Below are 17099 nucleotides of genomic sequence, written 5' to 3' on the forward strand. Positions count from 1 at the left end.
GGCTTGCTCGCGAAAGCGCTGGTTCAGTCAACACTTGCGTTAACTGACACACCGTTTTCGCGAGCAAGCCCGCTCCCACCGTGTAATTCCTGCGGCGACCCCGAGCTTACCGGCGACGCGGGCGACGCTGTTCGTCGTCAGTGCGGATGGGCACCGGTTGCAGCGGAGGCTCGATCAAGCCGAGTGCAACGCCAACGTCGTGGAGCCAGTTCTGGATTTTCTCTTTCATGGTTGCCCCCTTTGAGGGTAATGCTGGTAGGCGCGAGTTCTGTCGCCTTTTCCTACACTGATAGTAGCCTTAAGTCCCAGGCATTGCTTGAACCAAACCACAACGAACTATTACTGAATTGATCCAAATCCTGACGGATCGTTCAAGCAATCGCACGCGCGTCCTGCAAGGACTCGGCCCTGCCCTCTTGCTGCAGGTCGATCCACGCATTGAGGTTAGCGCCGAGCATACCCTTTCGCCACATCAGCCAGGTGGTGGCAGTGGCAAATGGCCCGGTCAGCGGATGAACGGACACGCTGTCCTTGCCCGGCAGGCTGTCGAGCATCGATTCAGACATCATCGCCACACCGGAACCGGCGATGACGCAGGCGAGCATGCCTTGATACGACTCGATCTCGATGGCGCGCCCCATTGCCACGCGCTCGTGGGAAAACCAGGTCTCCAGGCGTGTCCGGTAGGCGCAACTGCGTCGGAAGGTGAACACCGAGCGCCCGGCAACATCCTGCGGGCCGCGCACCGGCGGGTGGTCGGCTTCGCAAATCAGCACCAGGCGCTCCTCGCATAACGGCACACCGTCCAGGGTGGCGATGGTCAGCGGGCCATCCACCAGCGCCGCGTCCAGGCGCCCGGTGATCAGGCCTTCGAGCAGCTCACCGCTGGGCGCAGACTGCACCTGCAGGTTCACCATCGGGTAGGCCTTGTGATAGCGCGCCAGCAGTTTCGGCAGGTGGATCGCCGCCGTGCTGTACATGCTGCCCAATACAAAATCACCCGCCGGCTGCCCGCCCTGGACCGCGCCGTGGGCTTCGTCATGCAGTGCGATCAGGCGAGTGCTGTAGTCCAACAACACTTTGCCTGCGGGAGAAAGCTGCAGGCGCTGGCGTTCGCGCACGAACAGCTCTACGCCAAGCTGCTCCTCCATCTGCTTGAGCCGCGTCGACAGGTTTGACGGCACACGGTGCAGGCGCTCGGCTGCGCGGGTGATGGAGCCTTCTTCCGCTACGGCCTGGAAAATCCGCAATTGACTGAACTCCATGCCATTCTCCAAAACTGAACAAGTTACTCACTATTATTCATTTTTGCAGAAAGTCAATCCGCTATAGCCTGCAGGCCATTCGCTTGCTTGCAGGAAACCAGACCATGTCTCCCTTGATTCGCTTAACCGCCAGCTTTATCGCCTTGATGATGGCCATGGGCATCGGCCGCTTCGCCCTGACCCCGCAAATGCCGCATTTACTCAGCGAAGGACAGATCGATTTGACCGGCGCGGGTCTGATCGCTGCCGCCAACTATCTGGGCTACTTTGTCGGTGCGGTGGATTCGATCTTCGCCCGTAGCCACCACCACGTACGCGGCCGCCTTTATGGAGGACTGTGGTTGTGCGTGCTGCTGACCCTGGCGTCGTACTGGGCCCATGGGTTCTGGCCACATTTGCTGCTGCGCTTCGGCACGGGTGTGGCGAGTGCCTGGGCATTGGTGATGATCACCAGCCTCAGCCAGCCGCTGGCGATTGCCGCCGGGCGCCCGCGCCTGGGGGCACTGGTGTTTGCCGGGCCAGGCTTGGGGATTCTGCTGACCGGGTTGCTGGCGCTGGGCTCCAACCTGATGGGCCAGCGTTCGGCAACCCTGTGGCTGGTGTACGGCGTGGTGGCGCTGGTGATGCTGCTCGCAATCCTGCCATTCCTGCCCAAGCCCTCGGCCGCCAACCCCGCCGTTGCCAGCCACACCGAGGTGCCCCATAACGGCAGCATCACGCATCTGTGCTGGATCTACGTGTTGTACGGCCTGGGCTACATCATTCCGGCGACGTTCTTGTCGCAGATGGCCAGCGCGCAGTTCCAGGGTGCCTGGCAGGCCGATCTGTTCTGGCCCTGCTTCGGCTTGGCCGCAGCCATAGGTGTGGTGCTCGCGAGCTTGCGCCGCAAGGACCCGAACACCACCCGCCGCTGGCTGATGACCACCTTGTGGCTGCAGGCGGCGGGAGTGTTTGCCTGCTTGCTGGGCAATGGCTGGGGGTTGGCGCTGGGCGTGTTGCTGTGCGGCGGGCCGTTCCTGGCGTGCATGCAGTTGGTGATGGCGCGCTTGCGGGAAGTCGCGCCACATGATTACCAGCGCAGCACCGGGTTGCTGACCGCCAGCTTTGCCCTTGGCCAACTGAGCGGGCCGCTGCTGGCGTCGGTCAGCAGCCACCTCAGCGGCGGCCTGCAACCGGCACTGGTAATCGCCGGAGCCGGTTTGTCAGTGGCAGGCTTGGTCTTGGTTAACCGGCAACCAGCGGAGCGGGCACACGCAGCTGTTCGCGGCGCGCCAACACCAGGAAAAACACCCCACCCAGGAAGCAGCCGGTAAACCAGGCAAAGTTGGCCATGCCCTGCAACGCCGGAGTGAAGGTGATCGCGACGCCCACCAGTGTCGCGGGCACCAGGGCCTTGACCGCCGTCCAGTTCACGCCGCCATCGAAGTAATAGCGCCCGGTCGGGCTGTCATCGAACAGCGCATCCACGTCGATCTTCTGTTTTTTGATCAGGTAGAAGTCCACCAGCAGGATGCCGAACAGCGGGCCGATAAAGGCCGCAAGGATATCCAGGGTGTAGTGGATCATCAGGGGGTTGTTGAACAGGTTCCACGGGGTGATGAAGATCGAGGCCACCGCGGCGATCATCCCACCGGCGCGCCAGCTGATTTTACTCGGCGCGACGTTGGCGAAGTCAAACGCCGGGGACACGAAGTTGGCGACGATGTTGATACCGATAGTGGCGGTCACGAATGCAAAGGCGCCCAGCAACACCGCCATGCTGTTGTCGATGCGCGAGACCGTAGCGATCGGGTCGTGCAGCATTTCGCCAAACACCGGCAAGGTGCCCGAAACGATCACCACGGTCACCAGGGAAAACGCCAGGAAGTTCACCGGCAGCCCCCAGAAGTTACCGCGCCGCACATCCTGCATGCTGCGGCAATAGCGGCTGAAGTCGCCGAAATTCAGGGTCGGCCCGGAGAAGTAAGACACCACCAATGCCGTCGCCACAATCACCTGACCGAATGCCTGCCAGCCCGACAGGGATTTTTCCGACAGGGTAAAGCTGATATTCGCCCAGCCCGCCTTCCACACGATCCAGCCGGCCAGGGCAAACATCACCGCGTAGACCACCGGGCCTGCCCAGTCGATAAAACGACGGATCGATTCCATGCCGGCCCAGAACACCGCCGCCTGCAGCACCCACAAACTGAGGAAACCAAACCAGCCTAGGTAGGACAAGCCTGCGAAATGCGGCTCTGCATACACCGCCATCTGTGGGAAAAAGCGCAGCACCACGATGATCAACGCACTCGACGCCAGGTAGGTCTGAATGCCGTACCAGGCCACGGCGATCAGACCCCGAATCACTGCAGGAATATTTGCACCGAATACGCCAAACGCCAGTCGGCAGATCACCGGATAAGGCACCGCTGCCTGTTGGCTAGGCTTGGCCACCAGGTTGGCAATCAATTGCACGATGCAGATACCGGCGAGCAAAGCGATCAGCACCTGCCAACTGGCGAGCCCGAGGGCGAACAGACTGGCAGCAAACACATAGCCACCGACGCTGTGCACGTCGCTCATCCAGAAGGCGAAAATGTTGTACCAGGTCCATTTCTGCGGCAGCGGGCCCAGGTCCTGGTTGTACAGGCGCGGGCTATAGCCTTTGGGCAATTGTTCGGTCATCGCTGGGCTCCTCGAAGTACCAGCCTGCGCTGCCGTAGCGGGTGCATACGGGAGGCGGCATGGTTTGTATACGAGGTATTCAGCAGATTGCGTGCCAATGGCACACAATCCCTCTGGAACGGCGCTCCAAAGGGACCTATGAGGTTTTAGACACGGGCCCTACGCTCAGCAACGGTGCACATAAATCCTGTACACAATCATCGGTGCACTCGTTGTGCACACAGGTAACCAGCCGTGCAGCATGCCGCCGTCAGAAAGGTGCCCCAGGCCATGTCCATGACCGCCAGCCCGGCGGACCAACCCTGCAGAGTGGCCCAGTTGCTCAGGTCGTAAGTGCCGTATGCAACCAGCCCGAGCAAAGCGCCCATACGTGCAGCACGTTGCCAACTGCCGCTTGGCAGGACCACGAACACTACGCAACCGATCACATAAAGGAGATAAAACAGCGCGGCGGGCAGCAGGCGTGGCTGATCAAGCATCAACGGGCCCAGCAGGGCCTTGTAGGTCGGGCCCATCAAGACGCCGAGCCAGAGGCCGTCGAGGATCAGGAAGGCGAGCAAAGTGCCGAGAAAGGCGAACAGGGTTTTTTGTGTCATGGGGGCAGCCTCTGTAGGTGCCGAGCGGCACCTACAGAAGAGCAAACAGCCGTCAGCTTAGTTCAATGCGATCCGCGTGAATCACAATCTGGCCCTGCTTATAAAGCGCACCAATGGCCTTTTTGAAGTTGCCCTTGCTCACGCCGAACAAGTTGCTGATCACGGCCGGGTCGCTCTTGTCGCTGACCGGCAAAGTGCCGTTGTTGTCACGCAACTTGGCCAGGATCTTCGAATTGAGGCTCGACGCCGCTTCCTGGCCAACCGGTTGCAGGCTCAGGCTGATGTTGCCATCGGCACGGATTTCCTTGATGAAGCCCTTCTCTTCCTTGCCCGGGCGCAGGAACTTGAACACTTCGTTCTTGTGGATCAGGCCCCAGTGCTTGTTGTTGATGATCGCCTTGAAGCCCATGTCGGTCGCCTCGGCCACCAGCAGGTCGACTTCCTGCCCCACCTGGTAGTTGGCCGGGGTCTTGTCCAGGTAGCGATCCAGGCGCGCCGTGGCGGTGATGCGTCTGGTGTGCTTGTCGAGGTAGACGTGCACCACGCAATATTCACCGGCGGTCAACTGGCGTTTTTCTTCTGAATACGGCAGCAACAGATCTTTCGGCAAACCCCAATCGAGGAAGACGCCAATGCTGTTGACTTCAACTACTTTCAAACTGGCGAATTCACCGACTTGCACTTTCGGTTTTTCAGTCGTGGCGATAAGTTTGTCATCGCTGTCCAGATAAATGAAAACGTTAAGCCAGTCTTCATCTTCACTGGGAATGTCTTTTGGGATGTACCGATTGGGCAAGAGGATTTCACCGTCCTGCGCACCGTCCAGGTACAAACCGAAGTTAGTGTGTTTAACCACTTGCAAACTGTTGTAGCGCCCGACTAAAGCCATTTCCAATTACCCTCATTGCGTGGGCGGCATTCTACCCGAGTTGCGCGTGACACGCGCGGGCGCCTGAAAAATCGCGGGGTGCGTGGCGTTCTACTGGCACCGCTCCGCTCGTCCGATCAGGCAAATCAATTTTCGCCGATGTCATGAGCCAAGCAGCGGCGCAGTCTTGAGTTAAAACAGCAAGTTAGGGACTTATTTCAGCGGTAAGTCCAGGCTATTTTCACGCCCCTCCAATAATTCCCGAGGGATATTTGCCAAGCAATTGTCAAGTATTTCCTGTACGATGCCTGGCCAAGTTAATTTTCTACAGGTTAGTGGCCGCCATGCGCGTAAAAGCATCCAACAGCAAAGCAAAGCCAGCTCCCGCCGTTGAAACCAGCGAATCGATCAACAGCCAGATTGCTGCTTTCCTCAAGTCCGGTGGCGAAATCCAGCAAATTGCCAAGGGCGTGAGCGGCCAGACTTTCGGCCCGTCCAAGCAGATCAGCCTGGGTAAAAAGTAACACCGCGCAACACACCTGGTCCCTAAGCGCCTTGCCTTCAAGGCGCTAGGACTAGAGCCGAAAATACCTCCTCACCACATTCACACTCTGGCTAATCGACGAACGGGCCTCATTTCCCGGCATTCGCCGGTATGCTTGCACACGTCTAGCACGGGCATCTCCCGACTTCTTTCGTCACTGCTCCTCGCTTTTCATGGAGTGAAGCATGTTCAAACCCATCATTTTTCTGGTCGCAGCCCTGGCTGCCAGTCCTCTCGCCGAAGCGCAAGTGTTTCAGCGCGAACTGGGTGACTTCGACCTTAAATTGGGGACCACTCCCAGCCGCAGCATGGCCCAGGGCCTGGTCAAGCCGACCTCTCCCGGCAGCGACTCATTCCATGGCGGGCTGGACTTGAGCCACGACAGCGGCCTCTATTTCGGTCAGTTTTCACCGAACATGGGCCTGTCCTCCACCAGTAACCTCGAAGTTGATTCCTACATGGGTTTCAAACACCCCTTCGACCAGACCCTGGGTTACGAAGTGGGCCTGATCCACTACAGCTACCCCAAGCTCAGCCCACTGGACAGCCAGGAGTTATACGGCGGGCTGAACCTGTTGGGCAACCGTTTCGGCGCCTCCTTCAGCAATGACCCGGACCGCCAGGACAGTACGCTGTTCGCCGACCTGGGCGGCACGCAGCCGTTCGGTATTGGCGTCAGCATGAAATACACCACCCATCAGTTGGGCACGCCGGCCTCGGTCGAAGGCGGCACCATCAGCAGCTTCAGCGACTGGTCAGTGCAATTCTCCCGGCAGTGGATGGGCGTGGACCTGAACCTGATCTACAGCGACTCCAGCCTCAGCGGCGGCGACTGTTCGGCGTACTCCGGACACAATTCGCAATGCGATGGCCTGTTGACGTTGAAGGCCGCGCGGTCGTTTTATTGATGCGCTGAACTGTCGCCCCTGCCGCAGGTTCACATGCATTAACCCTCCCTGCCAAAGGACCCGCCCATGCTGCGTCGGCTCAAATTTCTGGTGGTATTGCTGACCCTGAGCCTGACGCTCGCCGGCTGCAATCGCGTAGGCCTGGCCTACCGCAACCTCGATGTGATCATCCCCTGGACCCTCAATGACTACCTGGACATGAATGCCGGGCAGAAGAGTTGGTTCAACGACAAACTCAAGGAACACCTGGCCTGGCATTGCACCACGCAGCTCCCGGGCTACCTTGATTGGCTCGACCGCCTGCAGGCGATGGTCGATAACAATCAGGTCACCGACGCCGCCTTACAAACCCGCACCGCCGAAGCCAAGCAGGCGATTGCTGATGTAGCACGCGAGATTACGCCGTCGGCTATCGAACTGCTCAAAGGCCTGTATGACCAGCAGGTTGAGGAAATGAACGATGCCCTGGCCAAGGACCTGCGCAAGCGCCAGGACGAATACCTCAAGCCGCCACTCGAGCAGCAGATCAAGGAACGCGCGCAACGCATGAGCAAACGCCTGGATGCCTGGATGGGCCCGCTGAGCGCGAGCCAGCAAAACCGCGTAACAGCCTGGTCCGTCGGGCTGGGTGAACAGAACGAGCAGTGGATCGGTAACCGCGCCCATTGGCAGGCACAATTTATCGATGCCGTGCAGCACCGCCAGAGCACCGATTTCCCGCAGAAAATCCAACAATTGCTGGTGGACCGGGAAAGCCTCTGGACCCCGGAGTATCGCGCTGCCTATGCAGAGACCGAAGCGGCCGCCCGCAGCCTGCTCGTCGACCTGATGGCGCAAAGCACAGCGCAGCAACGCCTGAAGCTCACTCAGAAAATTGACAAGGTGCGCAGTGACTTCCTGGCGCTCAAGTGCCTGAAAAGCGCTCAACGTCAATAGAAACGCTTCAAAACCACAGGCGCACGCCGACGGCCCAGCGTAACTGGCTGATATCTTCGTCTGCGGCACGGGCGTATTGCGCAGTCTGGCCGTAGGTGCGGTTCCAGCTCACACCCACATACGGGGCAAATTCGCGACGCACTTCGTAGCGCAACCTCAGGCCTAGCTCGCTGTCTGACAGGCCCGAGCCGGTGCCCCGCAGGGGATCGTTCTGAGCATAAAAATTGAGTTCGGCTGTGGGCTGCAGAATCAATCGGTTGGTCAGCAGAATGTCGTAGTCACCCTCCAGCCGTGCAGCGACGCGGCCCGACTCGCCGACAAACACAGTCGCCTCGGCCTCGAAATTGTAGAGCGCCATGCCCTGTACGCCGAAGGCTGCCCACGTCCGGCTGTCGCCAGGCTTGAAGTCCTGGCGCACGCCGCCTACTAGGTCCCACCAGGGGCTGATGGCATGCCCCCACAAAACCTGGGCTTGCGCGCTGTCGGTGCCGCCCGCGCTGCGCTCACCTTCGCTGCGCAACCACAGGCGATCGATATCACCACCGACCCAGCCATTGAAGTCCCAGTTCAGCGCGCCGCGATCATTGCCGCCTTGCCATTCCAACTGGTTGACCAGCAGCATCGAATGAATCGCGCTGTCATGCACCCTGTGCCCCTCCGGCGCGTTGTACACCGCCGCACGATCAGCGTCGGTCAGCACCGGGATCGGCGTACGGCTCTCGGTGAGCGCCGATGACACCGGGACCCGCCCCTCAAACTCGTCCGCCTGCGCCAGTGAACCGAACGCCAAACTGGTCAGCGAGACAGCGATAGATAAAACACAACGGTTCATATGCGCGTCCTCATTCGTGTACGCGGACTTCACGGAACATGCCCATTTCCATGTGGTACAGCAGGTGGCAGTGAAAGGCCCAGCGCCCCAACGCGTCGGCCGTTACGCGATAACTGCGCCGGGTGCCCGGCGGCATGTCGAGGGTGTGCTTACGCACCTGGAACTGGCCGTTTTCATCCTCCAGATCGCTCCACAGACCGTGCAGGTGAATCGGGTGGCTCATCATCGAGTCGTTGACCAGCACCAGCCGGACACGCTCGCCATAGGTGAGCAGCAAAGGCTCGGCATCGGAAAATTTCACCCCATTGAATGACCAGGCAAACTTCTCCATGTGCCCAGTGAGGTGCAATTCGATCGTGCGTAAGGGATCGCGGCCATCGGGGTCCTCGAAGGTGCTGCGCAGGTCCGCATAGGTCAGCACCCGTCGGCCGTTATCACGCAGGCCGAGCCCTGGGTCGTCGAGCTTCGGCAGCGGGCGCATGGCCTGCATGTCCACCATCGGGTTATTGTTCTCGCTGGCCGGGTGGCTCTGCATCGGCATCGCCCCCATGGCGCCATGATCCATGCCCGCCATATTCGGCATGGCACCATGATCCATGCCGCCCATGCCCATGTCGTCCATCGTCACCCAAGGGCGCGGGTCAAGCGCCGGCACTGGCGCCATCAACCCCGCCTGGCGGGCCAGGGTGCCGCGGGCGTAACCCGTGCGGTCCATCGACTGGGCAAACAGGGTGTACGCCGCAGCGCTGGGTTCGATCAGCACATCGTAGGTTTCCGCCACGGCAATGCGAAACTCATCGACGCTCACCGGCTGCACCGGCTGGCCATCAGCGGCGATAACGGTCATTTTCAGCCCCGGTATGCGCACATCGAAATAGGTCATCGCCGAACCGTTGATAAAGCGCAGGCGGATTTTCTCCCCGTCCTGAAACAACCCGGTCCAGTTGAGCCCCGGCGGCTGGCCGTTGAGCAGGTAGGTGTAGGTCTGGCCACTGACGTCCGCGAGGTCGGTGGGGTTCATCTTCATTTTTGCCCACATCAGCCGGTCGGCGACGCTGGCGGACCAGCCTTTGTTGCCCACATCCCGGACGAAATCCACCACCGTGGGCTTGTGCCGGTTGTAATAGTCGGACTGCTTCTTGAGGGTGTTCATCAAGGCGGCAGGGTCCTCATCCGTCCAGTCCGACAGCATCACCACGTAGTCGCGCTGATAGGTAAATGGCTCGGGTTCCTTCGGGTCGATCACCAACGGGCCGTAGATACCCTGCTGCTCCTGGAGCCCGGAATGGCTGTGATACCAGTAAGTGCCATGTTGCTTGACCGTGAACTGATAGACGAACAGGCCGCCCGGCTCGATGCCCTTGAAGCTCAGGCCGGGCACGCCGTCCATGGTGGAAGGAAGGAGGATGCCGTGCCAGTGAATCGAGGTCGACTCGGCCAGGCGATTTCTGACGCGCAGGGTCACAGTGTCGCCTTCGCGCCAGCGCAGCAACGGGCCGGGCAAACTGCCGTTGATAGTCAACGCGTTACGCTTTCGGCCCGTGAGGTTGACGGGCGTCTGGTCGATAAGCAAATCAAACTCGGTGCCCGCCAGCACCGTGGGTTGGCCGGGACTGGTCAATGCCCAGACCGCTGGGCGCCAGGGCCCTAGCCCACCCAACAGGCCGCAGGCTGCGGTGCCTTTGACGAAAGTTCGTCTGGAAATAATGGAGTGCATGCCATTTCAAGTCCGTCGATTGAATGGCCGCAGAGTAGGCTCGAGCAGCTGTCAGCAACCTTAGCGAGAGATTACCGATCGGACAGCTTGGGTGTGCCCGGCACCGCCAGAGTGCCGGGGCATGCGAGGTGTCAGGCGATCTGTGCCTTTGAAGCCAACTCCGCAAAGGTCGCCGGGTCCAACGCATCGGCCTGCTCATCCAGCACCTGGCGAGGGTGGTTGTTGCCGGGAATCGAGCTGTCGATCAGTGCCAGCAGTTGGGCGCCAAGCGCGGTCAGAATGAAATTCTCACCATTGCCACCTTCTGCTTCCGGCCGCGACTCAATAAACCCACGTTTGAACAACAGCGCTTCATAGTCTGCAGCGGTCTTTTTGAGCGCATCCAGATTGCCGGTGGACTCGCCGGCCGCGGTCTTCTCGGCAGCTTCCTGCTCGGCGTATTTGCGTGGCGCAAAGCTGCCTTTGCCGTTCTGCACTTCATGCAGCAGACGTTCGATCAAATCCCAGTTGTAAGTCGTCATCCTGATTCCTCCTGCAGGCCTAAGGAAAGTAGCCCGTCTAGAGGTGTGACACGCCACGTCACCGGCCGTTCAGCCTAACGGACGGGCGTGATTTCTCTGAACTTTCCAGACGTTCGCACCCTCAACTGAGCATAACCGCCAAGGAGGTCCTACCATGAAAACCCTGATGAACCTGGCCGTCGCCGCCACATTGCTGACCGCCCTGCCGGCTTGGGCCTGCACGCCGGAAGAGGCAACGCAGATGCGCGAGCAACTGGCCAAGGAAGTGGCTGAACTGACTCAGCAGAATCCGGTCAAGGCCAAGGAGATGAATGAAAAGCTGCAGAAAATGGACCTGGACACCGAGAGCGCGGAGTTCCCGGACAAGTGCCAGTTGATTCAAGCCAGGCAGAAGGAACTGAAAGAAGCGGCCGGCCAAACCAAAAAATGAACACAAAAAAACCGGACATTGTCCGGTTTTTTTGTATCAGCAGACCTTACTCGGCAGCCGGTGCTTCCGGCTTGCGGCGCTTGAGCGGCGCCATGCCATCCTTGCTGACCAACGACAGGTTGTCGGTCTTTGGTCGGTTGGCGATCTTGCGCTTGGTCGGCGCCTTGGCACCGGCCTTTTTCTTGTCGCCCTTGGCGTCGGTCTTTTTCTTCTTCACACCGACCGCCTTGCCCGACGCCTTGACCTTCTTCGGCCCCGTGTAGGTGCCTTTGACTTCCTTGATGGTGCGGCGCTCGAACGACTGCTTGAGGTAGCGCTCGATGCTCGACATCAGGTTCCAGTCGCCGTGGCAAATCAGCGAGATCGCCAGGCCATCGTTGCCGGCACGCCCGGTACGGCCAATACGGTGCACGTATTCGTCGCCGCTGCGTGGCATGTCGAAGTTGATGACCATGTCCAGGCCGTCCACGTCCAGGCCGCGGGCGGCGACGTCGGTGGCGACCAGGATCTTCACGCCGCCGGCTTTCAGGCGGTCGATGGCCAGCTTGCGGTCCTTCTGGTCTTTCTCGCCGTGCAGCACGAATGCCTTGTAGTCCTGTGCCACCAGGCGACCGTAGATACGGTCCGCCGCAGCGCGGGTGTTGGTGAACACGATGGCCTTCTGATAGGTCTCGTTGGCCAGCAGCCAGTTCAGGATCTGTTCTTTGTGCACGTTGTGGTCAGCGGTGACGATCTGTTGGCGCGTGGTCGCGTTCAGGTCGCTGACGTTGTTGACCTGCAGGTGCTCAGGGTTGTTCAGGACCTTGGCAACCATGTCGCGCAGGGTTGAACCACCAGTAGTGGCGGAGAACAGCATGGTCTGCTGGCGATTCACGCATTCAGCCACCAGGCGCTGCACGTCGTCGGCAAAGCCCATGTCGAGCATGCGGTCGGCCTCGTCGAGCACCAACACTTCGACTTCCTTGAGGTCAAGGTTGCCGGCGTTAAGTTGCTCGATCATCCGGCCTGGGGTGCCGATCAGGATATCCGGCACCTTGCGCAGCATGGCGGCCTGGACCTTGAAGTCTTCGCCGCCGGTGATCAGGCCGGACTTGATGAACGTGAACTGCGAGAAGCGCTCCACTTCCTTCAAGGTCTGCTGGGCCAGCTCGCGGGTCGGCAGCAGGATCAGGGTCTTGATGCTCACGCGGACTTTGGCCGGGCCGATCAGACGGTTAAGGATCGGCAGGACGAAAGCGGCGGTCTTGCCACTCCCGGTTTGAGCCGTCACCCGCAGGTCACGCCCTTCGAGCGCGAGCGGGATGGCCGCTGCTTGCACAGGCGTAGGCTCGACAAATTTAAGCTCGGCCACGGCTTTGAGCAGGCGTTCGTGCAGGGCGAATTGGGAAAACACGGGTGCTACCTCGAAGAAATACAAAAAATCAGCTGCATAGGTTACCGGTTTCGGGCGTCCAAACCGAGTGTCTTTACGCGAACGGTGTTAATCAGCTGCTTTTTTGTCAGCGCATTTGTCCAAAACGTCAACTTTGTTGCGCTTAAATGCTCTAATCGCCCCCGTCTTGTCTTAAGAGAAATCGGTTACACCCATGGATATCAAACAGCTCTGGCTCAATGCCCAGGACCTCTGGGGCGCCCTCGATCAACACCCGCTGCTGCATGCCAGCCTGGGTTTGCTGGTGTTGCTGGTGGTGGCCCTGCTGCTCGGACGGGTCGCGCGTTACCTCATCCTGCATGCCGTCAAATTGCTCGGCCGGCAGCCGGCCCTGCACTGGCTCAACGACCTGCGGCACAACAAGGTCTTCCACCGCCTGGCGCAGATGACGCCGTCCCTGGTCATCCAGTTCGGCCTGTACCTGGTGCCGGACCTGAGCAAGACCGCGATCCTGTTTATCGGCAATGTGGCCCTGGCCCTCACCGTCCTGTTTATGACGCTGGCCATGGGCGCCCTGCTCAACGCCCTGCTGGACATCTACGCGCGCACCGAACATGCCCGCACTCGCTCGATCAAGGGTTACGTGCAACTGGCCAAGATGGTGCTGTATGTATTTGCCGCGATCATCATCGTCGCCACCCTGATCGACCGCTCGCCGCTGTTGCTGCTGTCGGGGCTTGGCGCCATGTCGGCGGTGATTCTGTTGGTGTACAAGGACACGCTGTTGTCGTTCGTCGCCAGTGTGCAGTTGACCAGCAACGACATGCTGCGCGTCGGCGACTGGATCGAAATGCCTCAGGTCGGCGCCGACGGCGACGTGGTGGATATCACCTTGCACACGGTCAAGGTGCAGAACTTCGACAAGACCATCGTCTCGATCCCGACCTGGCGCCTGATGTCCGAGTCGTTCAAGAACTGGCGCGGCATGCAGGCTTCGGGCGGGCGGCGAATCAAACGCAGCCTGTTTATCGACGCCAGCGGCGTGCGCTTCCTGCGCGACGACGAAGAACTGCGCATGACCCAGGTGCACCTGCTCACCGACTACATCGGGCGCAAGCAGGCCGAACTCAAGGCCTGGAACGAGGCCCAGGGCCACAGCGCACAGCTCTCGGCCAACCGCCGTCGCATGACCAACCTCGGCACCTTCCGCGCCTATGCCCTGGCCTATCTGAAAAGCCACCCGGACATCCAGCCGAACATGACCTGCATGGTCCGCCAGATGCAAACCACCGCCCAGGGCGTGCCACTGGAGATCTACTGCTTCACCCGCACCACGGCGTGGGCGGATTACGAGCGGATCCAGGGCGATATCTTCGATTACCTGCTGGCGGTATTGCCGGAGTTTGGCTTGAGCCTGTACCAGCAACCCAGTGGCAGTGACCTGCGGGCGGGGATGCTCAACCTGCTACCGGCACCTGAAACAACACCTACCTGAAGCCACCCTCCCATGTGTGCGGGCTTGCTCGCGAAGGCAGAGTGTCAGTCAGTATGTGCATGACTGATCCACCGCTTTCGCGAGCAAGCCCGCTCCCACACTGTGCTTCAGTGCTGGACGGGGTCCTTGCGCACACCCAACCGACTGATCCACACCGCCCCCACAATCACCAACCCACCCAATGCCAAGCGCCCCAGCGGTTCATGCTGGTTCCAGATCAGCAGGTTGAGCAGCAGCCCTACCGGCACGTGCAGGTTGTTCATCACCGCCAGGGTGCCGCCGTGGACCAGGCAGGCGCCCTTGTTCCACCAGTACATGCCCAGCGCCGTGCTGACCAGCCCCAGGAACACCAGCACCCCCCATTGCAGCGGCGCGTCGGGCAGGAAGCTGGCCTTGCCGAACAGCAAAAACGCCGGCAACACCACCAGCAATGCACCCAGGTAGAAATAGCCGAAGCGCCGGTAGTGCGGCAGGTCGCTGGGGTAACGCGCCACCAGATGTTTGTACATCACTTGCCCGGCGGCATAGGTGAAGTTGGCCAGTTGCAGCAGCAGGAAGCCACCGAGGAAGTGCGGGGTGATCTGGTCGAAGCGAATCACTGCCGCCCCCGCCACTGCTACCAGCGCGGCGACCAGTGCCCAGGGGTTGAAGCGACGGTTGAGGGCGTCTTCGATCAAGGTCACGTGCAACGGCGTGAGGATGGTGAACAGCAGCACTTCCGGCACGCTGAGCACCCGAAAGCTCAGGTACAGGCACACGTAAGTCACGCCAAACTGCAAGGCGCCGATCAGCAGCATGCCGCGCATGAAGGCCGGCTCCACCGAGCGCCAGCGGGTCAGTGGGATGAATACCAGCCCGGCCAGCACCACGCGTACCAGCACGGCGAAGTAGCTGTCGACGTGACCGGCGAGGTATTCGCCGATCAAGCTGAAGGAAAATGCCTGAATCAGGGTGACAACCAGTAGATAGCCCATGCGCGCCTCGTTTCGAATGGGCGCGACTTTAAGGGTTTTCGGGGTTTGACGAAACTCGCGGCAAAAAAAACCCGACCTCGCTATAGCGGCAGTCGGGTAGGAGCACTCAGGAGCAACAAGTGCAAAGGGAGGTTCGATACGCGTACTTGAAGGGTTTGCGTGGAGCGATATAAACACCGCTCGATTATGTGACGATTAAACGATCAGGCGACCTGTGCGAGCAGTGCCTTGGCATGGTTGATGCCCTTTTCCTGGAAGTCCCCGCTCAGGTTCACCCCTTCGGCGTGAATGAACGTGACGTCGTGGATACCGATAAAAGCCATCACCTGGCGCAGGTACGGTTCCTGGTGGTCCGAGCTGGCCCCTGTGTGGATGCCGCCGCGAGCGGTGAGCACGAAGGCGCGCTTACCCGTCAGCAAACCCTGGGGGCCAGTGGCGGTGTACTTGAACGTCACACCGGCGCGCAACACGTGGTCCAGCCACGCTTTGAGGGTGCTGGGGATGGCGAAGTTGTACATCGGCGCGGCCATTACCAGGACGTCGGCGGCCAGCAGTTCGTCAGTCAATTCGTTGGAGCGGTCCAGGGACGCCTGCTCAGCGCCGTTGCGCTGTTCTACGGGTTTCATCCAACCGCCGAGCAGGTTGGCGTCCAGGTGCGGAACCGGGTTGAGGGCGACGTCGCGCACAGTGATCTGATCCGCCGGGTGAGCCGCCTGCCATTGGCTGATGAATTGCTGGGTCAATTGGCGGGAGATCGAATCCTGCTGGCGGGCGCTGCTTTCGATGATCAGAACATTGGACATAGCTTCGTAGGCTCCATCTGTAATTGCTGTAAGGCGATGGAGTGGAGATTAGACAAAACTAATTCGATTAAAAAGCGCAAAAAACTGCTATAACCCATCTATAAACTTGTTTATAAGCGGAGTATTCCTATGGGCACGCACCTCAATTGCTTTATTTTGGAGCGCAGGCCAAGGCGATTCGCATCTTGATAATGGCGCGGTTGAACTTGGCGGTGGTGTTGGTGCTTTTACCCGCAGGCACCGTGACTGTGCGCCGACGCGGCGCTTCCGGTCCGTTGGTAAAGGTTACCGAACACACGGCGTCTTTCGTGCCGTAGTTATTCAGCTGGATCGAACTGATGTCGCCGTCCACATCGGAGGCCGTGTAATCAATGCTTACGCCGTCGATCTTTTTAGTCACGTCGATGGGGTAGGCAAACGCGCTCATCGGCAGCAGCACCAGCAATGCACAACAGAATTTTCTCATTCGGCAGTCTCCAATAAGGACCGCCAGCTTAGGACAAGAGGAACCCATCTTGAAAGCGCCCCGCGTAACCCTTGATCAATGGCGCACGCTGCAAGCCGTGGTCGACCATGGTGGCTTCGCCCAGGCGGCTGAAGCGCTGCACCGTTCGCAGTCTTCGGTGAGCTACACCGTGGCGCGCATGCAAGACCAGCTCGGCGTGCCGCTGCTGCGCATCGACGGGCGCAAGGCGGTGCTCACCGAAGCCGGTGAAGTGCTGTTGCGCCGCTCCCGGCAATTGGTGAAAAACGCCAGCCAGCTGGAAGACCTCGCCCACCATATGGAACAGGGCTGGGAAGCCGAAGTGCGGCTGGTGGTCGACGCGGCCTACCCGAATGCACGCCTGGTGCGCGCGCTCACCGCCTTTATGCCGCAAAGCCGTGGCTGCCGGGTGCGCCTGCGTGAAGAGGTGCTGTCCGGCGTCGAGGAGCTGTTGATGGAAGGCGTGGCCGACCTGGCCATCAGCGGCTTCAGCATTCCCGGCTACCTGGGGACGGAAATGAGCGATGTGGAATTTGTCGCCGTCGCGCACCCCGACCATGCCCTGCACCGCATGAGCCGCGAGCTGAGCTTCCAGGACCTGGAAAGCCAGATGCAGGTGGTGATCCGTGACTCCGGCCGCCAGCAGCCGCGCGATGTGGGCTGGCTGGGCGCCGAACAGCGCTGGAC

The 17099-nt window shown here is 60.3% G+C and carries 19 protein-coding genes; 7 read left to right on the forward strand and 12 right to left on the reverse strand.

The window, feature by feature from the left end; all coding sequences use genetic code 11:
• Positions 1-106: 106 nt before the first annotated feature.
• Both WBR57_RS23005 and ptrR read right to left on the reverse strand, forming a co-directional pair.
• Positions 107-229 carry a PA1414 family protein gene (locus tag WBR57_RS23005; RefSeq protein ID WP_256347311.1) on the reverse strand — a complete coding sequence of 41 codons (123 nt, stop codon included), beginning with the start codon at positions 227-229 and terminating at the stop codon, positions 107-109.
• Between the two features lie 142 nt (positions 230-371).
• The gene (gene ptrR, locus WBR57_RS23010) at positions 372-1265 is read right to left on the reverse strand and encodes a putrescine utilization regulator PtrR (RefSeq protein WP_424086935.1); all 894 of its coding nucleotides are present in this window, start codon (positions 1263-1265) and stop codon (positions 372-374) included.
• Positions 1266-1369: 104 nt separating this feature from the next.
• Between ptrR and WBR57_RS23015 the strand changes: the two genes are divergently transcribed.
• Positions 1370-2578 (forward strand): MFS transporter, encoded by a 1209-nt coding sequence (locus WBR57_RS23015; RefSeq protein ID WP_424086937.1) that lies wholly within the window; start codon positions 1370-1372, stop codon positions 2576-2578.
• Here WBR57_RS23015 and WBR57_RS23020 read toward each other — a convergent pair.
• The 3 genes from WBR57_RS23020 to WBR57_RS23030 form a co-directional block, all read right to left on the reverse strand.
• Positions 2490-3932, reverse strand: a complete 1443-nt coding sequence (locus WBR57_RS23020) for an NCS1 family nucleobase:cation symporter-1 (RefSeq protein WP_424086939.1) — start codon at positions 3930-3932, stop codon at positions 2490-2492. The genes WBR57_RS23015 and WBR57_RS23020 overlap by 89 nt on opposite strands.
• A 197-nt stretch (positions 3933-4129) precedes the next feature.
• Positions 4130-4528, reverse strand: coding sequence for a DUF2177 family protein (locus tag WBR57_RS23025; protein WP_424086941.1), 399 nt, complete (start codon positions 4526-4528; stop codon positions 4130-4132).
• Positions 4529-4580: 52 nt separating this feature from the next.
• Positions 4581-5417 carry a CvfB family protein gene (locus tag WBR57_RS23030; RefSeq protein WP_003230492.1) on the reverse strand — a complete coding sequence of 279 codons (837 nt, stop codon included), beginning with the start codon at positions 5415-5417 and terminating at the stop codon, positions 4581-4583.
• Positions 5418-5740: 323 nt separating this feature from the next.
• On the opposite strand from WBR57_RS23030, the gene WBR57_RS23035 reads away from it, so the two are divergent.
• The 3 genes from WBR57_RS23035 to WBR57_RS23045 all read left to right on the forward strand — a co-directional run bounded on the left by WBR57_RS23035 (position 5741) and on the right by WBR57_RS23045 (position 7784).
• Positions 5741-5920, forward strand: a complete 180-nt coding sequence (locus WBR57_RS23035) for a hypothetical protein (RefSeq protein ID WP_003193095.1) — start codon at positions 5741-5743, stop codon at positions 5918-5920.
• 205 nt (positions 5921-6125) lie between these two features.
• Positions 6126-6848 (forward strand): TorF family putative porin, encoded by a 723-nt coding sequence (locus WBR57_RS23040; RefSeq protein ID WP_424086944.1) that lies wholly within the window; start codon positions 6126-6128, stop codon positions 6846-6848.
• A gap of 66 nt (positions 6849-6914) precedes the next feature.
• On the forward strand, positions 6915-7784 hold the full coding sequence (locus WBR57_RS23045) for a DUF6279 family lipoprotein (protein WP_424086946.1): 870 nt from the start codon (positions 6915-6917) through the stop codon (positions 7782-7784).
• A gap of 7 nt (positions 7785-7791) precedes the next feature.
• On the opposite strand, the gene WBR57_RS23050 is transcribed toward WBR57_RS23045, so the two are convergent.
• The 3 genes from WBR57_RS23050 to WBR57_RS23060 all read right to left on the reverse strand — a co-directional run bounded on the left by WBR57_RS23050 (position 7792) and on the right by WBR57_RS23060 (position 10854).
• On the reverse strand, positions 7792-8616 hold the full coding sequence (locus tag WBR57_RS23050; protein WP_424086948.1) for a copper resistance protein B: 825 nt from the start codon (positions 8614-8616) through the stop codon (positions 7792-7794).
• A 10-nt stretch (positions 8617-8626) separates the two neighbouring features.
• Positions 8627-10333 (reverse strand): copper resistance system multicopper oxidase, encoded by a 1707-nt coding sequence (locus tag WBR57_RS23055; protein ID WP_424086950.1) that lies wholly within the window; start codon positions 10331-10333, stop codon positions 8627-8629.
• A 131-nt stretch (positions 10334-10464) separates the two neighbouring features.
• Entirely contained in the window at positions 10465-10854 is a 390-nt protein-coding gene (locus WBR57_RS23060; RefSeq protein WP_424086952.1) for a transcriptional regulator, read from the reverse strand.
• A 154-nt stretch (positions 10855-11008) separates the two neighbouring features.
• On the opposite strand from WBR57_RS23060, the gene WBR57_RS23065 reads away from it, so the two are divergent.
• Entirely contained in the window at positions 11009-11284 is a 276-nt protein-coding gene (locus WBR57_RS23065; RefSeq protein ID WP_424086954.1) for a hypothetical protein, read from the forward strand.
• A gap of 46 nt (positions 11285-11330) precedes the next feature.
• On the opposite strand, the gene WBR57_RS23070 is transcribed toward WBR57_RS23065, so the two are convergent.
• A complete protein-coding gene (locus tag WBR57_RS23070; RefSeq protein ID WP_424086956.1) occupies positions 11331-12677 on the reverse strand; it encodes a DEAD/DEAH box helicase in 1347 nt (448 codons plus the stop codon).
• 193 nt (positions 12678-12870) lie between these two features.
• Between WBR57_RS23070 and WBR57_RS23075 the strand changes: the two genes are divergently transcribed.
• Complete coding sequence (locus tag WBR57_RS23075; RefSeq protein WP_424086958.1) at positions 12871-14151, forward strand: mechanosensitive ion channel family protein; 1281 nt, start codon at positions 12871-12873, stop codon at positions 14149-14151.
• Positions 14152-14258: 107 nt separating this feature from the next.
• Here the strand turns inward: WBR57_RS23075 and WBR57_RS23080 are convergent, their stop codons facing one another.
• From WBR57_RS23080 to WBR57_RS23090, 3 genes are all read right to left on the reverse strand, one after another.
• Positions 14259-15125 (reverse strand): carboxylate/amino acid/amine transporter, encoded by an 867-nt coding sequence (locus WBR57_RS23080; RefSeq protein ID WP_424086960.1) that lies wholly within the window; start codon positions 15123-15125, stop codon positions 14259-14261.
• A 203-nt stretch (positions 15126-15328) separates the two neighbouring features.
• A complete protein-coding gene (locus WBR57_RS23085) occupies positions 15329-15928 on the reverse strand; it encodes an FMN-dependent NADH-azoreductase (protein WP_424086962.1) in 600 nt (199 codons plus the stop codon).
• 151 nt (positions 15929-16079) lie between these two features.
• Positions 16080-16394 carry a 3-phosphoglycerate kinase gene (locus WBR57_RS23090; protein WP_122542513.1) on the reverse strand — a complete coding sequence of 105 codons (315 nt, stop codon included), beginning with the start codon at positions 16392-16394 and terminating at the stop codon, positions 16080-16082.
• Between the two features lie 49 nt (positions 16395-16443).
• Here WBR57_RS23090 and WBR57_RS23095 point away from each other — a divergent pair.
• Positions 16444-17099 (forward strand): LysR family transcriptional regulator (locus WBR57_RS23095; RefSeq protein WP_424086964.1); only part of this gene is annotated, 656 nt, incomplete at its 3' end.

Source organism: Pseudomonas sp. (assembly GCF_049590575.1).
GTDB lineage: Bacteria > Pseudomonadota > Gammaproteobacteria > Pseudomonadales > Pseudomonadaceae > Aquipseudomonas.